Below are 19,096 nucleotides of genomic sequence, written 5' to 3' on the forward strand. Positions count from 1 at the left end.
GCCCACGCTCAGGAGGCCTTCGCCAGCGCCAGGTTCAGCGCGAGCACGTTCACCACGGGCTCACCGAGGAACCCGAGCTGCCGCGACTCGGTGTGCGACTGCACGAGCTGCCGCACGGTGGCGGCGGACAACCCCCGCGCCGATGCCACGCGCGCCACCTGCTGGCGTGCGTACTCCGGGCTGATGTCCGGGTCGAGCCCCGAACCCGAGGCGGTCACGGCGTCGGCCGGCACCTGTGCGGCGGGGACCCCGTCGGCCTTCGCCAGGGCGGTACGACGCTCCTCGACGGCCTTGAGCAGGTCGGCGTTGTTCGGCCCGAGGTTCGAGCCGGAGGACGCCCCCGCGTCGTAGCCGTCCCCGGCGGCGGACGGCCGCGACTGGAACCAGCGGTCGGCCTGCTTCCCGGTGAACGACTGCCCGATCAACGAGGAACCGACGACCTTGCCGGACGAGTCCGTGACCATCGAGCCGTTGGCCTGGTCGTGGAACGCCGCCTGGCCGACGCCCCAGACGGCGAGCGGGTACCCGACGCCGAGGACGACGGTGGCGACGAGGGTGAGGCGGATGGCCACACCGGCGGAACGGAAGGTGGAACGTGCAGATGCCATGACTAGAACCCCGGGATGAGACCGACCACGAGGTCGATCAGTTTGATGCCGATGAAGGGGACGACCACGCCGCCAAGCCCGTAGACGAGCAGGTTGCGGCCGAGGATCGACGACGCTGCGGCTGCGCGGTACTTGACGCCACGCAGGGACAGCGGGATGAGCGCCACGATGACCAGCGCGTTGAAGACGACCGCCGACAGGATCGCGGACGACGGGCTGTGCAGCCCCATGATGTTGAGCGCCGCGAGGCCCGGGAACGCGGCCTGGAACATCGCCGGGATGATCGCGAAGTACTTCGCGACGTCGTTGGCGATGGAGAAGGTGGTCAGGGCACCGCGGGTGATGAGCAGCTGCTTGCCGATGCGGACGACGTCGATGAGCTTGGTCGGGTCGGAGTCGAGGTCGACCATGTTGCCCGCCTCCTTCGCCGCCGTCGTACCGGTGTTCATCGCGACGCCGACGTCCGCCTGGGCCAGGGCCGGGGCGTCGTTGGTGCCGTCACCGGTCATGGCGACGAGGTTGCCGCCCTCCTGCTCGCGCTTGATGTAGGCGAGCTTGTCCTCCGGGGTGGCCTCGGCCAGGAAGTCGTCGACGCCGGCCTCGTGGGCGATGGCCGCCGCGGTGCGGGGGTTGTCACCGGTGATCATCACCGTGCGGATGCCCATCGACCGGAGCTCGGCGAACCGTGATGCCATGCCGTCCTTGACGACGTCCTTCAGGTGCACGACGCCGAGCAGCGTGACCGCACCGGTCGACGACCGACGGCCGACGACGAGCGGCGTGCCGCCCTGGTCGGAGATCTCCGCGACGGTCGCGTCGATGGCCGAAACAACACCGGCTTCGGTGGTGTCCGCCCATGCGAGCACAGCCGCAGCGGCACCCTTCCGGATCTGCGATCCGTCGGGCAGGTCGAGACCGGACATGCGCGTCTGCGCCGTGAACGGCACCTCGACGGCCCCGTCCGGCAGGCCCACGGCGGCGCCGTCCTCGCGCGCCAGGTCGACGATCGAGCGTCCTTCCGGGGTGCTGTCCGCGGCACTCGACAGCGCTGCGGCTTCGAGCAGGTCGGCGGTCGTCACGCCCGGCACGGGCACCACGCGGGATGCCCGGCGGTTGCCGTAGGTGATCGTGCCGGTCTTGTCGAGCAGCAGCGTCGTGATGTCACCGGCGGCCTCGACCGCGCGGCCCGACATCGCGAGCACGTTGTGCTGCACGAGTCGGTCCATGCCGGCGATGCCGATCGCGGAGAGCAGGGCCCCGATGGTGGTCGGGATGAGGCAGACGAGCAGGGCGATGAGCACCGGCACGCTGACCGTCGCACCGACGAGCCCCGCGATGGGCTGCATCGTCAGGCAGACGATCACGAAGACGATCGACAGCGAGGCGAGCAGGATGTTCAGCGCGATCTCGTTCGGCGTCTTCTGCCGTGCCGCACCCTCGACCAGACGGATCATCCGGTCGATGAAGGTCTCGCCCGGGGTCGAGGTGATGCGCACCACGATCCGGTCGGACAGCACGCGGGTGCCGCCGGTGACGGCGCTGCGGTCGCCGCCGGACTCGCGGATGACCGGTGCCGACTCACCCGTGACGGCCGACTCGTCGACCGACGCGATGCCGTCGATGACGTCACCGTCGCCCGGGATGACCTCGCCCGCGACGACCAGGACCACGTCGCCCTTGGCCAGGTCGACGGAAGCGACCTCCTCGGTCGCGTTGCCGGTCGCGGCCGCGTCGGACGTCGCGTACCCGAGCACCCGGCGGGCACTCGTGGTCGAGCGGGTCTTCCGCAGGGTGTCGGCCTGGGCCTTGCCGCGGCCCTCGGCCACCGACTCCGCCAGGTTGGCGAAGACGACGGTGAGCCAGAGCCAGACGGCGATGGCGATCGTGAAGGCGGACGGCTCGACGACGGCGGCTGCCGTCGTCAGCGCCGCGCCGACCTCGACGATGAACATGACGGGGTTCCGCCACATGAGTCGCGGATCGAGTTTCCGCAGGGCGCCCGGGAGGCCCGCCACCAGCTGGCGGGGTCCGAATGCGGACGAGCGGATGGCCGGCCTGGAGGCGGTGGTCGCCTCGTGCTCGGAGGTCACGGTGGTCATGACAGTCCTTCTGCGAGCGGACCCAGTGCGAGCACCGGGAAGTAGGTGAGTGCGGTGACGATGACGGCGACGCCGCCGAGCAGCACGATGAAGAGCGGGCGATGGGTGGGCAGCGTGCCGGCGGTCTCCGGCACCCGGTCCTGCGCCGCGAGGGACCCGGCGAGCGCCAGGACGAACACCATCGGCACGAAGCGGCCGAGCAGCATCACGACGCCGAGCGAGGAGTTCATCCACGTGGTGTTCGCGGTGAGTCCGCCGAAGGCCGAGCCGTTGTTGTTCGCGCCCGAGGTGAAGGCGTAGAGCAGCTCGGTCAGCCCGTGGTTGCCGGGGTTGAAGATCGACGTCCCGAGCACCTGTTCGCGGACCCCGGGGATCACGAGCGAGAGCCCGGTGGCCAGGAGCACGAGCGTCGGCGTGACGAGGATGTACAGCGCCGCGAAGGTCATCTCCTTGGCGCGGATCTTCTTGCCGAGGTACTCCGGGGTTCGGCCGACGAGCAGGCCGCCGATGAACACCGTGATGACGGCGAGCACGAGCATGCCGTACAGGCCGGAGCCGACGCCGCCGGGGGTGACCTCGCCGAGCATCATGTTGACGAGCGCCATCATCCCGCCGATCGGGGTGTAGCTGTCGTGCATCGCGTTGACGGCGCCGGTGGACGTCGAGGTGGTCGCGGTCGAGAAGAGCGTCGAACCGAGGATGCCGAAGCGGCTCTCCTTGCCCTCCATCGCGGCCCCGGCGGCGTGTGTGGCGATCCCGCCGCCGCCGAGCTCGGCGATCGACATGACCGACAGCGAGACGAGGAAGATCGCGCCCATCACGGCGAGGATCGCGTAGCCCTGGCGGTCGTCCCCGACGAGCCGCCCGAACGTGCGCGGGAGCGAGAACGGGATGACGAGCATGAGGAAGATCTCGACGAGGTTCGTCCACGCCTGCGGGTTCTCGAACGGGTGCGCCGAGTTCGCGTTGAAGTAGCCGCCACCGTTCGTGCCGAGTTCCTTGATCGCCTCCTGCGAGGCGACGAACCCGCCGGGGATGTGCTGCGTGCCACCGATGAGCGTGGTGACGTCGGTGCCGCTCCCCCACGACTGGACGACCCCGCCGGCGACGAGCACGATCGCGAAGACGAACGCCCCGGGCAGCAGCAGCCGGCCCAGCCCGCGGACGATGTCCACCCACACGTTGCCGAGGGTGCCGGACTTGCGACGGGCGAACCCGCGCACCAGCGCCACGGCGACCGCCAGGCCGACGGCTGCGGACAGGAAGTTCTGCACCGCGAGGCCGGCCATCTGCACGGTGTAGCCGAGGGTGACCTCGGGCGAGTACGACTGCCAGTTCGTGTTCGACACGAACGACGCCGCGGTGTTGAACGCAAGCGAGGGTCCGACACCGGGCAGTCCGAGGTCGCCGGGCAGGACGACCTGGATGCGCTGCAGCAGGTAGACGAGCAGGAGCCCGGCGACGCTGAAGAGCAGCACCCCGCGCAGGTACACGGGCCAGGACTGCTCGGCGTCCGGATCGACGCCGATCAGCCGGTAGACCCCGCGCTCGACCCGGTTGTGCCGGACGGGTGTGAAGACCTTCGCCATCCAGTCGCCGAGCGGGCGGTACGCGACGACGAGCAGCAGGACGAGGGTGGCGACCTGGGCGATGCCCGCCCAGAGGTCCGCGGCGCCCACTAGAAGCGCTCCGGACGCACGAGCGCCCAGACGAGGTACACGACAGCGGCGATGCCGAGGACGGCGGCCGCGATGGTGATGCCGATCACAGCCGTTCCACCCCCTTGGCGATCAGTGCCACCACGCCGAACACGGCGAGGACACCGGCGACGACGAACACGTCGAACACGAGGGACTCCAGAAGGTCTGCGGTGTCCGCGCCGGGTGACGCGGACCGGCACCACTTGTGGTGCCGAACCGATGCTGGATCCTGCGCCGGGCCTCCAGTCCGCTCCTAACGGATCCCTGACGCCGCCCTGGCGGACGCATGCACGCTCCTAACGCCTGTGGAGAGCGCTCGATCCCGTGACGCGGATCCTGGTAGGGTTTCAGCATCACGATCGGCCCGCTCGCCTCACGGCTCGGGCCGATTTTCTTGTCTCGGGGGGGCGCATGGAGTACGTGAAACCGTGGCTCTCGATCGGTGAGCAGATCGAGAAGCTGGCTTCCAAGGGAGTCCGCATCGGTGATCGGGGCGTCGCGGGATCGGTACTGCGCGAAGTCGGCTACTACCGCCTCACCGGATACCTCTATCCCTTCCGTGAATCGTCATCGGTCACCGATGAGGTCGGCCGCCGACACGGCGAGGTCCACGACCGGTACCGAGCAGGGACGGAGTTCGCAGCAGCCGGACACCGGAGCGTTCACTGCACCTCGGCCCGACCCACCGGATGGCTCCAGCGCACACACGGCGTGGCTGCAGCGAGTGCGAGACCGACAGGATTCCTCTGACGAACAGTTCGTCGCACACTTCCGAACCGAGTACGACGACCGGATGCCCATCTGGGCACTCACCGAAATCCTCGAACTGGGACACCTCGCTCGGCTGTACGGCGGTCTCCGGAACGACGTCGCCACCCGGATCGCCCGAGAGTTCGGCGTCCCGACCAAGAAGACGATGCTGAGCTGGCTCGCCTCGGTCAACTACGTCCGGAACGTCGCAGCACACCATGCGCGTCTGTTCAACCGGAAGTTGGTCGTGGTCCCGAAACGGCCGAGGTCCGGTGCGGTACCGCTCCTCGCACATCTCTCGGGAACCGATGCCCCGAAGCAGTTCGGTGCCTACACCACCTTGGCGGTGATGGCCTACCTGCTCAGGTCGGTCCCGTCCGACCACGACTGGGCCGAGCGCGTGGCCGCTCTCCTCGGGGCCTTCCCGAGCAACGAACACCTCGATCTCTCGTCGATGGGTGTCGGCGGCGGTTGGCTGGACCACGCGCTCTGGACAGGTCCCCACTGATCACGCTGGGCGACGCGTGCCGGCCGTGCGCAACCGGTCAGCGAGGTCTGCCACGGCCTCGACGAGCGCCTCCGGCCCCTCGAGCCGGATCGGCACGGCCAGCCCGGCGACGACTCCGGCGAGCCCGTCCCACGACCACGACCCGAGGGTGACGCGGGCCCGGTCGCCCTCGAGCTGCTCGACCACGGCGTCCTCGGGCAGGTACGGCGCGATCCGCCGCCCATCGTCCGCCGTCGTGGTCACCGAACCGGTGCACGGCCACACGTCGTCGACCGCCGACCCCTTGAACCGCGCGGACACGAACGCGGCCGCATCGCCACCGGGGATCGGACGTGGCGTGAAGGGGACGCGGGTGCGCATCCGCGGCGTGATCCGGTCGATGCGGTGCGTGCGCCATTCGTCGCGGGCGGCATCCCAGTCGAGCAGGTACCAGCGACCGTTCCGGGCGACGACGGCGTGCGGTTCCACCCGGTGCGGGGTCTCGTCGTCGCCGTACCCGAAGCGGAAGACCTCGTGCAGGTGGACGGCCTCGCTCACCGCCACCAGGACCTCCGGGTCGGTGGTGGTCCGGCTCGTCGCGGTCACGGCCTGCACCGCGTCGACCCGGGACCGCAGTCGCGCGGGCATCACCTGCCGGACGGTCGCCAGGGCGCGGGCCGCCGACTCGGCGACGTCCGCCCCCGATGCCGGTGCCACGGCGAGCGCCAGGGCGATCGCCACCGCCTGGTCGTCGTCGAAGAGCAGCGGGGGCAGGTCGGAGCCGGCCTCGAGCCGGTAGCCGCCGGCCGGTCCGCGGAGCGCCTCGACCCGGTACCCGAGCCCACGGAGTCGATCGACGTCGCGGCGGACCGTACGGGGACTGACCTCGAGCCGCCCGGCCAGCTCGTCCCCCGGCCAGTCGCGGTGCACCTGGAGCAGGGAGAGCAGCGTGAGCATCCGTGCGGAGGGTCCGGCCATGGCGTCCATCTTCGTCCGAGAAGCGGACAGGATCTGACCGCATTGCCCGAGATCCTCGTCCCATGAGCATCGAAACGACAACCCACCTCAACTTCGACGGCGACGCCCGCGCGGCGCTCGACTTCTACGCATCGGTCTTCGGCGGCGAGGTCACCGCCGCCACCTACGGCCAGATGGGCGCCCTGGACGACCCGGACTGGGCGGACCGCATCGTCTTCGGGCAGGTCTCCACGGCCGCCGGCTTCCGCGTCATGGCCTTCGACGTCTGGCCCGGGCAGCCCTACGACCAGGGATCGAACGCCTTCTACGTGTTCGTGCACGGCGACGACACGGCCGAGATCGAGCGGTACTGGGCGGCACTGTCCGAGGGCGCCGAAGTACGGCAGCCCCTGGAACCCTCGGCCTGGGCACCGTTGGCCGGGCAGCTGCGCGACCGCTTCGGCGTGGTCTGGCAGCTCGACGTCGCGGCCCCGACCGAGTGACGCGGCGGTGCGGCCCGGATGGTCCCGCCCCGCACCGACGCTCGGACGTTTGTGAACCACTTCCCCACGGAATCCAGCCGCCGATAGCGTGCTGGCATGCCCGAGTTCCGCCCGATGCCCGGTTACGAGCTCGGCCACGGATGGGTGGCCGCCCGCCGACGCCGCTCCCGGTTCGGCAGCGTGTGGCGCTGGATCGGGCCGCCGGTCGCACTCGTCGCCGTCGTCGCTGCCGCGCTGCTGTTCCACTGGTACGCGGGCGTGGCCGACCAGGTCGAGTGGGAGTGCGCGGTGTCCACCTGCGGCACGAGCGACCCGCGGTCCTTCGCGCCGGAGGGGTGCTGGGCGCTCCTCGTGCTCGCCGGTCTCGGCACCGTCCGGGTCCCCGGGCGGTGGTGGTGGACGGGCGCGCTCCTGCTCGGGTTCGCGCTCGTCGCCGCGTGGTCAATCGACTGGTGGCGGATGCCCGGCATCGACCTCGGGCTGTTCGTGACGCCGATCGGAGCCGGGAGCCTGGGCGTCGTCCTCCTGCTCGCCCGGATCGGGATGGCCGTCGACCGTGTGCGCGGGCGAGCCCACACCGCCCGTCGGCGGGCCGAACAGGACAGTCCGCGGGACGTGGGCGAGCGCTGACCCGGTCGGAGGATCAGCCCGAGCGGCTCCAGGTGCTGACCGTCACGGTCGCGGTCACGCTCGTCGGCGCGAACACCTGCTCCGCCGAGACGTGGTGGTGGCTCGGCCCCATGTGCACGACGTCGTGGACGTCCTCCGCCGACAGCTCCATGGACCACATCAGGTCCTCGGAGGACCGCAGCGCGAACGACGGCGTCAGGGAGTCGTGCAGTCGGCGCTCCTTCTCCGGGTCCACGCTGATCGTCGCCTCGGCGAGCTCCGCCAGGTGGCCGGTCCGCGGGGTCACCACCACGAGCACGCCGTCGGCGTGCAGGACGCGGGCGTACTCGGTCTGGTTGCGGGGTGCGAAGACGTCGAGCAGAACGGCGGCAGCGCCGTCGACGACCGGGAGGCGCTCGGTCACGTCCCCGACGACGGCCCCTGCACGCTCGTGGGCGCGTGCCGCACGCCGGATCGCGACGGCCGACAGGTCGAGCGCGACCCCGAGCCTCCCGTCCGCCTCGCGCAGCGCATGCGCCAGGTAGGTCCCCGGGCCGGAACCGACGTCGAGGACGATGCCGGGCGCGGTGGCGTCCGCGACGATTACGGCGAGCGCCCGCTCGACGGGCGCGTAGTGGCCGCGCCCCAGGAACCGCAGCCGCGCGTCCACCATCTCCGGGGTGTCCGCGGTGAGCGCACGCCGCTTCGCGGGCAGGAGCGTCAGGTGGCCCTGCTTCGCCTCGTCGAACCGGTGCCCGTTCGGGCAGCCGACCTGGCCGCCGTCGACGCGACCGAGCAGCGCGGCGCACACGGGGCAGGCGAGCATCGGCAGCAGGTCGTCACGCACCGGCCCAGCGTACGGGGCTGGCTCACCCTGACCGGATGTCGCTGCCTGCGCGGCAGTACGGTCAGGACATGGCAGTCATCGAACAGGCAACGCTCCGTCCGTCCAAGGCCGAGGCGCTCGCCGCCTGGCTCCCCGACCAGGCGTGGAGCGGCGTCGTCGCGGGAGCGCCGCTCGAGGTCGTCGGGCAGTTCCGGTTCGACGACCCCGCTGGCGAGGTCGGCATCGAAGTGCTGCTCGTCCGCACCGACGGCGGCCGGGTCCTGCAGGCGCCACTGACCTACCGGGACGCACCGCTGCCGGGTGCCGACGCGTTCCTGGTGACCGAAATGGACCACTCCGTGCTCGGACGACGGTGGGTGTACGACGCGGTGGGCGATCCCGTGCACGCCGACGTGCTGCGCCGGGCGATCGTCACCGGCGGGCACGAAGCGGAGCTCGAGTTGGCCAACGGTGCCGGACAGCGGCCGAAGGACGCCTGGGCCAGCGGCAGCGGCTCCGAACCCGACTCCCCCACGATCACCTCGTTGCACGCGACGACGACGGGTGCGGTGACGTCGATCGCGACCGACCACGGCACGATCGTCGTCGCTCGGGTCGTCGGTACGGCCCTGCCCGAGGGCGAGACGCTGACCGGGACGTGGACGGACGGCTCCGAGGTGCTCGCCGTCCTGCTGCCCGAACGCGCCTGAGGTACTGGCAGGGCCTGCCTGTGCCGGGGACCGGCTGGCAGGATCGACGACGTGAAGACACTGGAGTTGCCACAGACAGACCTCACCGCCTCCGACGTCGTCGTCGGACTGATGCGGATCAACGACATGAGCGACGAGGGCATCCGTTCGCTCTACAGCGCCTCGCGCGATGCGGGCGTGAACATGTTCGACCACGCCGCGGTCTACGGCGAGTGGCACGGCTGCGAGGAGCGGTTCGGCGCCGCCGTCACGCTGACGCCCGCGGAACGCGCCGAGATCGTGCTGCAGACCAAGGTCGGCATCCGGCCGACGCCGAAGGGCGCGTACTTCGACTTCTCGTACGAGCACATCCTCGAGTCCGTGCACGAGTCGCTCGAGGCACTGCAGACCGAGTACGTCGACGTGCTGCTGCTGCACCGCCCCGACGCCCTGGTCGAGCCGGAAGAGGTCGCGAAGGCATTCGACGAGCTGCACGCCGCCGGCAAGGTGCACCACTTCGGCGTCTCGAACCACACCCCCGGCCAGGTCGACCTGCTCAAGAAGCACGTCCGCCAGCCGCTCGCGTTCAACCAGGTGCAGCTGAGCATCACGCACGCCAACGTGATCTCGCAGGGCCTGACCGCGAACATGGGCGGCCTCGAGCAGTCGGTCGACCGCGACAACGACATCCTCAACTACTCGCGCATCAACGACATCACGCTGCAGGCCTGGTCGCCGTTCCAGAAGGGCTTCTTCGACGGCGTCTTCCTGGGCGACCGTGAGCAGTACGCCGAGCTGAACGACGTGCTCGAGGAGGTCGCCGCCGCGCACGGAGTCACCCCGACCGGCATCGCGGTCGCGTGGATCACCCGCCACCCCGCGCACTTCCAGGTCGTCCTCGGCACGACGAACCCGCAGCGCGTGCGGGACTCGGCCGCCGGCTCGGACGTCGAGCTGTCGCGCGAGGAGTGGTACCGGATCTTCACCGCGGCCGGACACACCGTTCCCTGAACCGGGACCGCCCGGTCAGGTCGGGCAGGGTGGGATCGTGCTCAACGACCTCGCCCTGCCTGTCCGCCTGACCACACGCTCCGGCGAGGTGACGCTGCGGGACGCGGTGGACGAGGACCTCGATGCGCTCATGGCACTGTTGTCCGACGACCCGATCAGCGCTGCACGTGGTGACGTCGCCGCGCCGGAGGACCGACCGCGGTACGCCGAGGCACTCCGATCGATCGTGGACGACCCGGCGAACGCGCTGCTCGTCGCCGAGGACGCCGACGGGCGGCTCGTCGGGACGCTGCAACTCACCCGGATCCCCGGGATGGCTCGTCGTGGTGCCACCCGACTGCTCGTCGAGGCGGTGCGGGTCAGCAGTGCACGCCGATCTGCCGGCATCGGGAGTGCGCTGATGCGCTGGGTCACCGACGTCGCGGCGCCGGCCCTCGGGACCCCGCTCGTGCAACTCACGTCGGACGCTGCACGGACCGATGCGCACCGGTTCTACGAGCGTCTCGGCTTCACCGGCTCGCACGTCGGGTTCAAGTACCGGGTCCCCGACCCTTCGGCGCGCTGACGTTCTTTCCCAGAACGCGTGCGATGCAAGGTGCTTTCGGGCGTACCTGGTCGAAATTTCCGTCCAGGTATGCGCGATTCGACCAGGTATGCCCGATTCGACCAGGTACGCCCGATTCGACCAGGCGCGCTAGTCGTCGGAGGCGGAACCAGCAGACCTCGGCGTCGGAACGTTCACGTCGACCGGGGACACCCCGGCGGGATCGGCGGAGGCGCCACCCACGACGTCGAACGAGATCCCCAGCATCGCCGGGTCCTCGTCGAGTTCGAGCCCGTCCTGGCGGACCTGGTCCTCCGGGATCGCACGGCCACCGGACGGGTCCCACGAGTTCGCGATCGACATGCGCACGAGCATGCCCGAGCCGCTTGGCAATCGCCCAAGAAACCTCTGAGGACCCCCGGACCGCTCAGCCGGCGAGGTCGTCCGGGTGCAGCCGATCGCCGGCGTGCGGACGCCGGAACACCGGGCCGCCGCCGGCTTCGTCCTCGTCGTGATGGCTGACGGGCGAGACGCTCGGGTCGGCGGAGTCGTCGCCGACGTCGGCGCCGCGGTCCTCCTCCACCTTGAGCTCGGACTCGTCACTGCCGTCCACGGGGATGGACCGGCCCTGCTGTTCGGGATCGAACGGTGCGCTCATCGACATGGGGCGAGCATGCTCCCGCTCGGTGCACGCGCGGTCAGCGTTGTCCGTCGGCCGCGATGAGTTCGAGCTGCGTCAGCGCCAGGTCGGTGCCGGCGGTGAACGTGAACGACGAACCCCCGCCGATGATGCGGAACACCCGGGTCTGGCCGGCCCACGTGAACTCGGCGCCGTCGACCGCGGTGACGGTGCCGTCGAGGCCGACCTGCCACGAGTACGACCCTGGCGATGCCACCGTCACCGTGTACAGCGAAGCGGTGGCGCACGACACGTCGAACGAGACGGACTCCCCGGCGGCGAGCGCCGTGACGGTGCGGCCGGTGTCGTCGGTGAGCGCCGAGGCGCCGACGGGCAGGACGTCCACCGGGGCGTCCCGGTAGCCGTGGACCTCGGAGGCCGACACCGGCCGGGTGTCCGATGCCCAGCCCTGCGGTTCGTCGGACAGGGTGAACTCGATCCGCGACGCGGCCACGACCACGCTGTGCGGGATGCTGACCGAGGTCCAGGGCGAGCCGTCGACCGTCACCGACGCCACGTACCGGCCTGCGGAGCCGGCGGCGATCTCGATGACCGTCTCCGTTCTTCTCCCCACCGGCACAGCCTGCCCGCCGCTGGCGCGTCGGTCAGGATCCGGCGGCGTGGGCCCAGGCTGTCGCAGCACCGTCCTGCGGACCGACGGCGGCACGAGCACGTAGGTGCCGGTCGACGGCGCCAGCGGGTACAGGCCGATGGTGGCGAAGACGTACCAGGCGCTCATCTCGCCGTTGTCCTCGTCGCCGGGGTAGCCCTGGCCGAGGTCGGACCCGACGAACAGGCGCTCGAGCGATTCGCGGACGATGCGGTGCGCGTCGTCGTGGCGCCCGGTGAACATCGGGAAGAACGGGATGTGGTGCGCCGGCTGGTTCGACAGCCCCAGCATGCCCATCCGCACGTCGCGGGCCTCGGTCATCTCGTGGATCGGGAAGCCGTACGAGCCGGAGCGTGCGAGGGCGCCGGTCTCGGGGGTCGCGAAGAAGGCGTCGAGGGCGGCGTCGAAGCGCTCCGGCCCGCCGTGCAGGTCGACGATGCCGGCGCCGTCGTGCGGCGCCGTGAACGCGGTACCCCACGCGTTCGTCTCGGTGTAGTCGTCGCCCCAGTCGCGCGGGTCGAACTCGGTTCCCACGCGCCACGAGCCGTCCGGGTCGCGGCCGATGAAGAACCCGCGCTCGGAGTCGAAGACGTGCCGGTACTGCAGGGACCGGCGGGCGAACCACTCGGCCTCGGCCTCGTACCGGGACAGGTCGGCGGGCGTCCGCGCACGCGATGCGAGCAGGCCCGCCATGACGGCCAGACCCCAGTCGTTGATGGCCGCGTCCAGGGTCCACGACATCCCCTCGTGGGTCGCCGTGTCGACGTGGCCGCGGAAGGCGCCCGGGAGGCTCCCCTTGCGTCCGACGCGCTCGTCCCGCGGCGGGACGGTCGCGTTCCGCACCGCGCTCCGGTACGCCTCGGCCAGGTCGAAGCCACGCACGCCCTTCACGGCCAGGTCGGCGAAGACGGTGTCGCTCGTGGTGCCGGTCATGCAGTCCTCGGCACCGGGAGCACTCCAGCGTGGGGTCCACCCGCCGTCGTGGTGGTGCTCGACGAAGCCCTGGGCCAGCTCGCCCGCGGTGTCGGGGGTCAGGAGTCCGAGGAGCGGCCAGGCGGTGCGGTAGGTGTCCCAGAAGCCGTTCGTGGTGGTGAACGGGCCGTCGACGGTCTCCGGCCCGGGCTCGTCGCGGATCGGTTCCGCCAGCACGCCGCCGTACGGGGAGCGGTGCCGCGGGGTGCCGGTCAAGGCGGTCTCGCCGGCACGGTTCGGGTAGAGGAACAGCCGGTACAGACCCGAGTACAGGCTCGTCAGCTGGTCGGGGCTCGCGCCGTCGAAGGACAGCGTCGCGAGCTTCTCGGTCCACAGCGCCTCGGCACGGGAGCACATGGCGTCGAACGAGCCGGCGTCGTCGAGGTTCGCGCGGGCGTCCTCGATCGAGACGGTCGAGATGCCGAGCAGGACGTCGACCGGGCCGCCGGTGCCGCCGGGCTCCCCCACGGACAGCCAGCCGCGCAGCTCGTGCTCGCCGATCGTCGTGTGGTCGGCGGTGACCCCGGCGACCCGCAGGTGCACGTGGTGCGGCGGGGTGCCGGGGCGGTCGTCGAGCAGAGCCTCGACCACGGCGGTGCCGTCGGTGACCGTCACGGAGACGTCGGACACCCGGCCGTGGTGGTCGAGCACGACGCTGCGGGTACCGGTGAACCGGAACCCGAGGGCGAACTCCCCTGCGGTCAGCTCGGCCGTCACACCGTGGTCGAGCGCGACCCGGTAGCGGTGCGGGCCGTCCTGCTCGTCCTCGTGGTCGAACCCGAGCGCGCGGGCGGCCCGGTCGACGTCGGGGGTGTCGAGCGGCGAGGGCATCACCTGGAACACCCCGCGGTCGCCCATCCACGGCGACGGGATGTGGCTCGTCGCGAAGGCCTGGATCGCCGGACGGAGTCGTCCCTGGTCGTCGAGCCGGTCGTGCTCCTGGTAGGCGTACGGCCAGCGGTTGCTCGAGGCGTCCGTCATCGGCAGCCCGAACACGCCGCCGTGCGGGACGCCGACGAGCGGGGCGTTGTTGCCGCGGGAGAACCGGGACGACGCCTGGGTGCCGCGGGTCGTCCGGACGTGGCCGAGCGCGGTCGTCGGGGTCGGGCGCGCGGGACCGATCCGGACGGCGTCGAGCCAGCCGCGCAGTGCCGGACGCTCGCCGTCGGTGGCCGCAGCCGACGTGTCGGAGCCGAGCCGGGCCTCCAGGCGGTCGACGACCAGCCCCGCGAACGGCGTGAGGTCGACCGCTCGGCGGTTCCACTGATCCACCCACTGCTTGCGTGCTGTGTCCTGCGCGCCCGGGGTGACCACGTCGCCGTACTGGTCGCGGGCCCCCGCGTGCTCACGCAGCCGCGAGCCGTCGGTGAAGACGACGTCGACGGCGAAGGCCGTGGCGTCCCAGAAGTGCGGCAGGTCTGCTTCCGTCGGCTCCGTCGCCCCGTCGGGAAGGGTCCGCTCGGGGAACCAGACCCAGGACAGCTCGTCGCCGGGGGCGATGGTGCGTCCGGTGAGGCCGGGGACGATCGCCTCGGCCACCGACGCGCCCGCTGGTCGTTCGACGAGCCAGCCCGCGGCAGAACCGAAGCCGACACCGTTCCGAGCGGCCACGGCCGTCGTCGGACCACCGCTCCGTTGCAGTTCTCGCACCGTGCGAGCCTATTTGCTCCAGGAACTGGACGAAAACCCCGGCGTGTCAGTCCCTGTTCTGCCCGGGGGCGCTGCCGGACTTGCCGGGGCCGGCACCGGGGCCCTTGTCCGACGAGGTGTCGACCGCGCCGGTGCCGTCCTGGGGCGCCTGCACCGGGTTCGAGGCGGGGGTGCTCGGCTCCGGGCCGACGGGCGGGTCCTGCGTGGGCTGCTCCGGCTCGGTCGGTTCGCTCGGCTGCTCGCTGGGCTCCTCGGCCGGCTGCGACGGCTGCTGCTCCTGGGACGGCTGCTGCTCCGCCGGCTCGCTCGGCTGCTGTTCCTGCCCCGGGTCCTCGGTCGGTTGCTGCTCCGTCGGAGCCGTCGAGGTGGTGTCCGTCGGAGCCGGCGTGCTGTCACCGTCACCGTTCAGGGCGAACACGGCCACACCGATGCCGATGAGCACCAGGACGATCACGATGATCGCGGCGATGAGGGGCCCGCGCTTCTTCTTCGCCGGCTGGTCCTCCGGCTGGTCGCCCCGGACCGGGCGGGGCGCGACCGGCGGCGGGGTCGGCCCGCTCGGGCCCGATGCACCGCGGCCGTTCGCCTGGGCGCCGAGGACGGTCGTCGAGACGTCGTCAGCGGCGTTCGGACGGTGGGTGTCGAGGACGCGCGTGGCGTCGTCGCCCGGCTGCGCGCCGCCGTTCGGTAGTTCGCTCGCCGGCATCGCCCGCGTCCGGTCGTCGGCGTTCGCCGCTGCGGCGGCGCCGACTGCGGCACCAGCCGCGCCGGCGGCCGCGGCCGTCACCGCACCGGGCGCACCGGGCAGGAGCTGCGTGGCGTTGGTGGGCTCGTCGCGGCCCAGGGCACGCAGGCGCTCGGCTGCCTCGGCGGCGGTCGGGCGCTCCGCCGGGTCCTGCGCCGTCATCACGTGCAGGAGGGTCCGCCAGGCCGTCGGCAGCTGGCGGTCGATCTCGGGCGAGCGGGTGAGCCGGGCGGTGGCGGACTCGACGGCGCTGCCCGGGAACGGCTGGCGGCCGGTCAGGCACTCCAGCAGCACGAGTCCGAGCGAGTAGACGTCGGCCTTGCCGGTGATCTCCTGCGCCAGGACCTGCTCCGGTGCCAGGTACGCGGCCGTGCCCATCACGGTGCCCGTCCCCGTCACGCGCGAGGCGTCGCGGAGCAGGGCGATCCCGAAGTCGGCGAGCTTGACGTGCCGGCCGTCGCTCTCGAGCAGCACGTTCGCGGGCTTCACGTCACGGTGGACGATCCCCTGCGCGTGCACGGCGGCCAGGCCGCCGGCGACCTGCGCACCCAGGCGGGCGGCGGTCGCGGGGTCGAGCGGCCCCTCGCGCAGACGCGTCGCCAGGTCGCTGCCCGGCACGAGTTCCATGACGAGGTACGAGTCGCCGTCGACGTCGTCGAGGGCGGCGTCGTAGAGCGTGACGAGCTCGGGGGCACGGAGCGTCGCGAGGGTCTGGATCTCCGCCTCGGCGCGGGCGCGCTCACCACGGTCGACGGGGCCGATGCGGAACACCTTGACCGCGACCTCGCGACCGAGTTGCTCGTCGACCGCCCGGTACACGGACGCCATGCCACCGTGTCCGAGCGTGCCCGTGACGCGGTACCTGCCGCCGAAGACCCGTTCTTCCATGCCCGGCAACCTACCGGTCGCGGCTGACGGCGCTCTGCCGGAGCGCGGCGGCGCGGCGCGGGCGGGCCCGGGCGACGCCGGCGCGGGCGGCCCGGGCGGCCCGCGCGGCCCGCGCGGCCCGGGCGGCCGTCGAGTGAGCAGAAGATGTCGGGTCGCTCGCGGCCACCCGACTTCTTCTGCTCAGTGGATGACGCGGTCGACGTCCGGCGCGGGCTCGGCACCGTGGTGGATCGCCGTCAGGTACAACCGGTGCGCCGTGATCACGAGCGCGAGCCACGCCAGCCCGAGCGCCCACGCCGCCAGCACGTCGGTGAGCCAGTGGTGCCCGAGGAACACGCGCGACGCACCGACCGACAGCACGAAGAGGGTGCCCACGACGATCGTCAGCACCCGGGTGACGACGCGCGACTGCCGCAGGAGCAGCAGGTACACGATGGTGCCCACGATCACCGTGGAGTTGAGCGTGTGCCCCGACGGGAACGACGGCGACGTCTCGTACGGCGGCACCGCGTCGGACAGCGGCGGACGCGCCCGACCGATCAGGTCCTTGCCCGCGATCGTCATGAGCAGCGAACCACCGCTCGCGGCGACGAGGAGCACCAATGGCGTCCATGCACGCCGCTGGATCGTGAAGCCGACCAGGAACCCGAGCGCGACGATCGGCATCCCGATCGTGCCCGCGATGTCGGTCCACCAGGTGACGACCGTGTCGGCCGTTGGTGATCGGAGCGTGAGGGCCCAGTCGAGGACGGGCCGGTCGAGCACCGCGACGTCGTCGGCTTCACGGACGGCGTCGTAGACCTCGGACGCGATCCACGTGGCGAGGACGGCGACACCGAGACCCACGGCGAGGGTCAGCAGCAGCACGGGCATGGCACCGAAGCGCTTGCCGAGTGCGGTCCACGCACCGGCGACACCGCGGCCGACCCGGGAGCGCCAGCGGGTCAGGTCGACTTCGCCGACGGTGCGGTCGGCGGCGTCCCCGCGTTCGGTGTGCATCCGTCCACCCTGCCCGAAGCCGCCGGGAGCCGTCCCGGCAGCGTCAGTCCTTCGCCTCCGAGTACGCCCCCACCACCGCGACCGACAGCGGGAACGTCACCGGGAAGTCCTGGAACAGCAGCCGCCCGGCGTCGACGGCGGCCTCCCGGATCTGCTGTGCCACCCAGTCCGCGTGCTCCGCCGGGGCGTGCACCACGATCTCGTCGTGCACGAAGAACACCAGGTGCGGCCCGTCCGTCACGTCACCGGGGAACCGCGCGAGGAGCCGCGATCGCAGGGACCCCATCCACGCGAGCGCCCACTCCGCCGCGGTCCCCTGCACCACGAAGTTCCGGGTGAACCGCCCCCAGCTCCGGGCGCGGGACTCGACGGCACGCTGCATGGCCGGGGTCCCCTCGACCGTGTAGGCCTGGTTCCGGGCCTCGAACCACGAGTCCTCGGGCACCGGTGACGTCCGCCCGAGCAGCGTCGTCACCGGTTCGCCGCGCTCCCCCGCACGGGCCGCGCGCTCCACCATGTCGAGCGCCTGCGGGAACGCCCGGACCAGGCGCGGCACGAGCCGACCGCCCTCGCCCTGGGTCGCCCCGTACATCGCGCCGAGCATCGCCACCTTGGCCTGCTGCCGGGTCTCGACCGCGCCCGAGGCCACCACGCCGTCGTACAGGTCGCGTCCGTCGCCGGCCGCGGCCATCGCCCGGTCGCCGGACATCGCGGCGAGCACCCGGGGCTCCAGCTGTGCGGCGTCGGCCACGACGAGCTTCCACCCGGGGTCGGCGATGACGGCTCCGCGGATGCCCTTCGGCAGCTGCATCGCTCCCCCGCCGTCGGCCGCCCAACGACCGGTGACGACACCGCCGACGACGTACTTCGGGTGGAACCGGCCGTCGCGGATCCAGTCGTCGAGCCACGTCCAGCCGTTGGCGGTGAGCAGTCGCGCCAGGCGCTTGTACTCGAGCAGCGGCTCGATGACGGGGTGCTCGATCTCCTGCAGCTCCCACTTCCGGGTACTGGTGACCATCAGGCCGACGCGGCGGAGCGCCTTCAGCACGTCGGCGGGCGAGTCCGGGTTGAGACCGGGGTCGTCGAGGCGTTCCCGCACGACGGCGGCGATCTCCTCGAGCCGTCGCGGCCGCACGCCGTAGGGCACGCGCGGCCCGAGGGCGTCCTCGAGCAGGCGCTCGTGCACGTCGGCCCGCCACGGCAGCCCGGCGTGCAGCATCTCGGCCGCCACGAGCGCACCGGCTGACTCCGCGGTGAGCAGCAGGCGCAGGGCGCCGGGCGCGCTCGACCCCGCAACGGCGGCGAGCTGCGCGCGGAACTCTGCCACCGGGTCGACCTCGTCGTCGGGCACGGCGGCGGTGAACAACGCGTCGTCGAAGAGCTGGGCCTGCGTCGGGCGGACCACGCGGGCTTCGGCGACCGGGGCGTCCAGGCCGTCGGCCGGCGCAGCGGCGAGCGCGGATCCCCGAGCAGCGAGCGCGGCCCGCAGCACACGACGGGCGAGGCGCAGGTCGACGCAGCGACCGACCCGACCCCCGGCGGCGAGCACGGCCGGGTACCAGCGCGCGGTGTCGTCCCACACCCAGCGCACGCCCGGTGCGTCGTGGGCCGCGACGAAGGCCGGGAGGCCCGGCTCGTCCAGGCGGACCGGCTCACCCCCGGCGGTCCCCGCGTCGGTCAGGGGCGTCGCGAGGACGCCGCCGTCGACGCGGCGGAGGACGAGGTGCACGACACGATCATGCCGTGCCCCACCGACCCCGGCGGACCAGG

Annotated in this window: 19 protein-coding genes; 7 read left to right on the forward strand and 12 right to left on the reverse strand. The window is 72.0% G+C overall.

What is annotated here, in order from left to right; all coding sequences use genetic code 11:
• Positions 1-8: 8 nt before the first annotated feature.
• The 4 genes from kdpC to ACL00U_RS16200 are packed head-to-tail and all read right to left on the reverse strand — an operon-like array spanning position 9 to position 4,475.
• Positions 9-608, reverse strand: coding sequence for a K(+)-transporting ATPase subunit C (kdpC, locus tag ACL00U_RS16185; RefSeq protein WP_159556144.1), 600 nt, complete (start codon positions 606-608; stop codon positions 9-11).
• 2 nt (positions 609-610) lie between these two features.
• Positions 611-2,707, reverse strand: coding sequence for a potassium-transporting ATPase subunit KdpB (gene kdpB, locus ACL00U_RS16190; RefSeq protein ID WP_071250081.1), 2,097 nt, complete (start codon positions 2,705-2,707; stop codon positions 611-613).
• Positions 2,704-4,386: a potassium-transporting ATPase subunit KdpA gene (gene kdpA, locus ACL00U_RS16195; protein WP_056072128.1), complete on the reverse strand. Its 1,683-nt coding sequence runs from the start codon at positions 4,384-4,386 to the stop codon at positions 2,704-2,706. Before kdpA ends, kdpB begins: the two co-directional genes overlap by 4 nt.
• Complete coding sequence (locus ACL00U_RS16200; RefSeq protein ID WP_017887940.1) at positions 4,386-4,475, reverse strand: potassium-transporting ATPase subunit F; 90 nt, start codon at positions 4,473-4,475, stop codon at positions 4,386-4,388. The genes kdpA and ACL00U_RS16200 overlap by 1 nt, the downstream gene beginning before the upstream one ends.
• 343 nt (positions 4,476-4,818) lie before the next feature.
• On the opposite strand from ACL00U_RS16200, the gene ACL00U_RS16205 reads away from it, so the two are divergent.
• Both ACL00U_RS16205 and ACL00U_RS16210 read left to right on the forward strand, forming a co-directional pair.
• Positions 4,819-5,157, forward strand: a complete 339-nt coding sequence (locus ACL00U_RS16205) for a hypothetical protein (RefSeq protein WP_228500774.1) — start codon at positions 4,819-4,821, stop codon at positions 5,155-5,157.
• Complete coding sequence (locus tag ACL00U_RS16210) at positions 5,132-5,665, forward strand: Abi family protein (RefSeq protein WP_412873615.1); 534 nt, start codon at positions 5,132-5,134, stop codon at positions 5,663-5,665. Before ACL00U_RS16205 ends, ACL00U_RS16210 begins: the two co-directional genes overlap by 26 nt.
• On the opposite strand, the gene ACL00U_RS16215 is transcribed toward ACL00U_RS16210, so the two are convergent.
• Entirely contained in the window at positions 5,666-6,622 is a 957-nt protein-coding gene (locus tag ACL00U_RS16215) for a helix-turn-helix transcriptional regulator (RefSeq protein WP_412873616.1), read from the reverse strand.
• A 62-nt stretch (positions 6,623-6,684) separates the two neighbouring features.
• Between ACL00U_RS16215 and ACL00U_RS16220 the strand changes: the two genes are divergently transcribed.
• Together ACL00U_RS16220 and ACL00U_RS16225 are read left to right on the forward strand one after the other, a co-directional pair.
• Positions 6,685-7,104 carry a VOC family protein gene (locus ACL00U_RS16220; RefSeq protein WP_017887937.1) on the forward strand — a complete coding sequence of 140 codons (420 nt, stop codon included), beginning with the start codon at positions 6,685-6,687 and terminating at the stop codon, positions 7,102-7,104.
• 96 nt (positions 7,105-7,200) lie between these two features.
• Positions 7,201-7,734 (forward strand): hypothetical protein, encoded by a 534-nt coding sequence (locus tag ACL00U_RS16225; RefSeq protein ID WP_017887936.1) that lies wholly within the window; start codon positions 7,201-7,203, stop codon positions 7,732-7,734.
• A 13-nt stretch (positions 7,735-7,747) separates the two neighbouring features.
• Here the strand turns inward: ACL00U_RS16225 and ACL00U_RS16230 are convergent, their stop codons facing one another.
• Positions 7,748-8,560 (reverse strand): putative RNA methyltransferase, encoded by an 813-nt coding sequence (locus ACL00U_RS16230; RefSeq protein WP_412873617.1) that lies wholly within the window; start codon positions 8,558-8,560, stop codon positions 7,748-7,750.
• A 68-nt stretch (positions 8,561-8,628) separates the two neighbouring features.
• Here ACL00U_RS16230 and ACL00U_RS16235 point away from each other — a divergent pair, with 68 nt between their 5' ends.
• The 3 genes from ACL00U_RS16235 to ACL00U_RS16245 are packed head-to-tail and all read left to right on the forward strand — an operon-like array spanning position 8,629 to position 10,804.
• The gene (locus ACL00U_RS16235) at positions 8,629-9,249 is read left to right on the forward strand and encodes a CG0192-related protein (RefSeq protein WP_017887934.1); all 621 of its coding nucleotides are present in this window, start codon (positions 8,629-8,631) and stop codon (positions 9,247-9,249) included.
• Positions 9,250-9,300: 51 nt separating this feature from the next.
• Positions 9,301-10,239 carry an aldo/keto reductase gene (locus ACL00U_RS16240; RefSeq protein WP_017887933.1) on the forward strand — a complete coding sequence of 313 codons (939 nt, stop codon included), beginning with the start codon at positions 9,301-9,303 and terminating at the stop codon, positions 10,237-10,239.
• A gap of 37 nt (positions 10,240-10,276) precedes the next feature.
• Complete coding sequence (locus ACL00U_RS16245) at positions 10,277-10,804, forward strand: GNAT family N-acetyltransferase (protein WP_071250071.1); 528 nt, start codon at positions 10,277-10,279, stop codon at positions 10,802-10,804.
• Positions 10,805-10,933: 129 nt separating this feature from the next.
• Here ACL00U_RS16245 and ACL00U_RS16250 read toward each other — a convergent pair whose 3' ends face one another.
• The 6 genes from ACL00U_RS16250 to ACL00U_RS16275 all read right to left on the reverse strand — a co-directional run bounded on the left by ACL00U_RS16250 (position 10,934) and on the right by ACL00U_RS16275 (position 19,055).
• Positions 10,934-11,146, reverse strand: a complete 213-nt coding sequence (locus ACL00U_RS16250; RefSeq protein ID WP_139179591.1) for a hypothetical protein — start codon at positions 11,144-11,146, stop codon at positions 10,934-10,936.
• A gap of 64 nt (positions 11,147-11,210) precedes the next feature.
• Positions 11,211-11,447 carry a hypothetical protein gene (locus ACL00U_RS16255; RefSeq protein ID WP_412873618.1) on the reverse strand — a complete coding sequence of 79 codons (237 nt, stop codon included), beginning with the start codon at positions 11,445-11,447 and terminating at the stop codon, positions 11,211-11,213.
• Between the two features lie 34 nt (positions 11,448-11,481).
• Positions 11,482-14,694: a GH92 family glycosyl hydrolase gene (locus ACL00U_RS16260; RefSeq protein ID WP_412873619.1), complete on the reverse strand. Its 3,213-nt coding sequence runs from the start codon at positions 14,692-14,694 to the stop codon at positions 11,482-11,484.
• A 46-nt stretch (positions 14,695-14,740) separates the two neighbouring features.
• Positions 14,741-16,327: a protein kinase domain-containing protein gene (locus ACL00U_RS16265; protein WP_412873620.1), complete on the reverse strand. Its 1,587-nt coding sequence runs from the start codon at positions 16,325-16,327 to the stop codon at positions 14,741-14,743.
• 180 nt (positions 16,328-16,507) lie between these two features.
• On the reverse strand, positions 16,508-17,326 hold the full coding sequence (locus tag ACL00U_RS16270; protein ID WP_017887926.1) for a phosphatase PAP2 family protein: 819 nt from the start codon (positions 17,324-17,326) through the stop codon (positions 16,508-16,510).
• Positions 17,327-17,369: 43 nt separating this feature from the next.
• Positions 17,370-19,055 carry a bifunctional 3'-5' exonuclease/DNA polymerase gene (locus ACL00U_RS16275; protein WP_412873621.1) on the reverse strand — a complete coding sequence of 562 codons (1,686 nt, stop codon included), beginning with the start codon at positions 19,053-19,055 and terminating at the stop codon, positions 17,370-17,372.
• Positions 19,056-19,096: the final 41 nt, after the last annotated feature.

Origin of the sequence: Curtobacterium poinsettiae, assembly GCF_047226435.1 — a bacterium.
Taxonomy (GTDB): Bacteria; Actinomycetota; Actinomycetes; order Actinomycetales; family Microbacteriaceae; genus Curtobacterium; species Curtobacterium poinsettiae.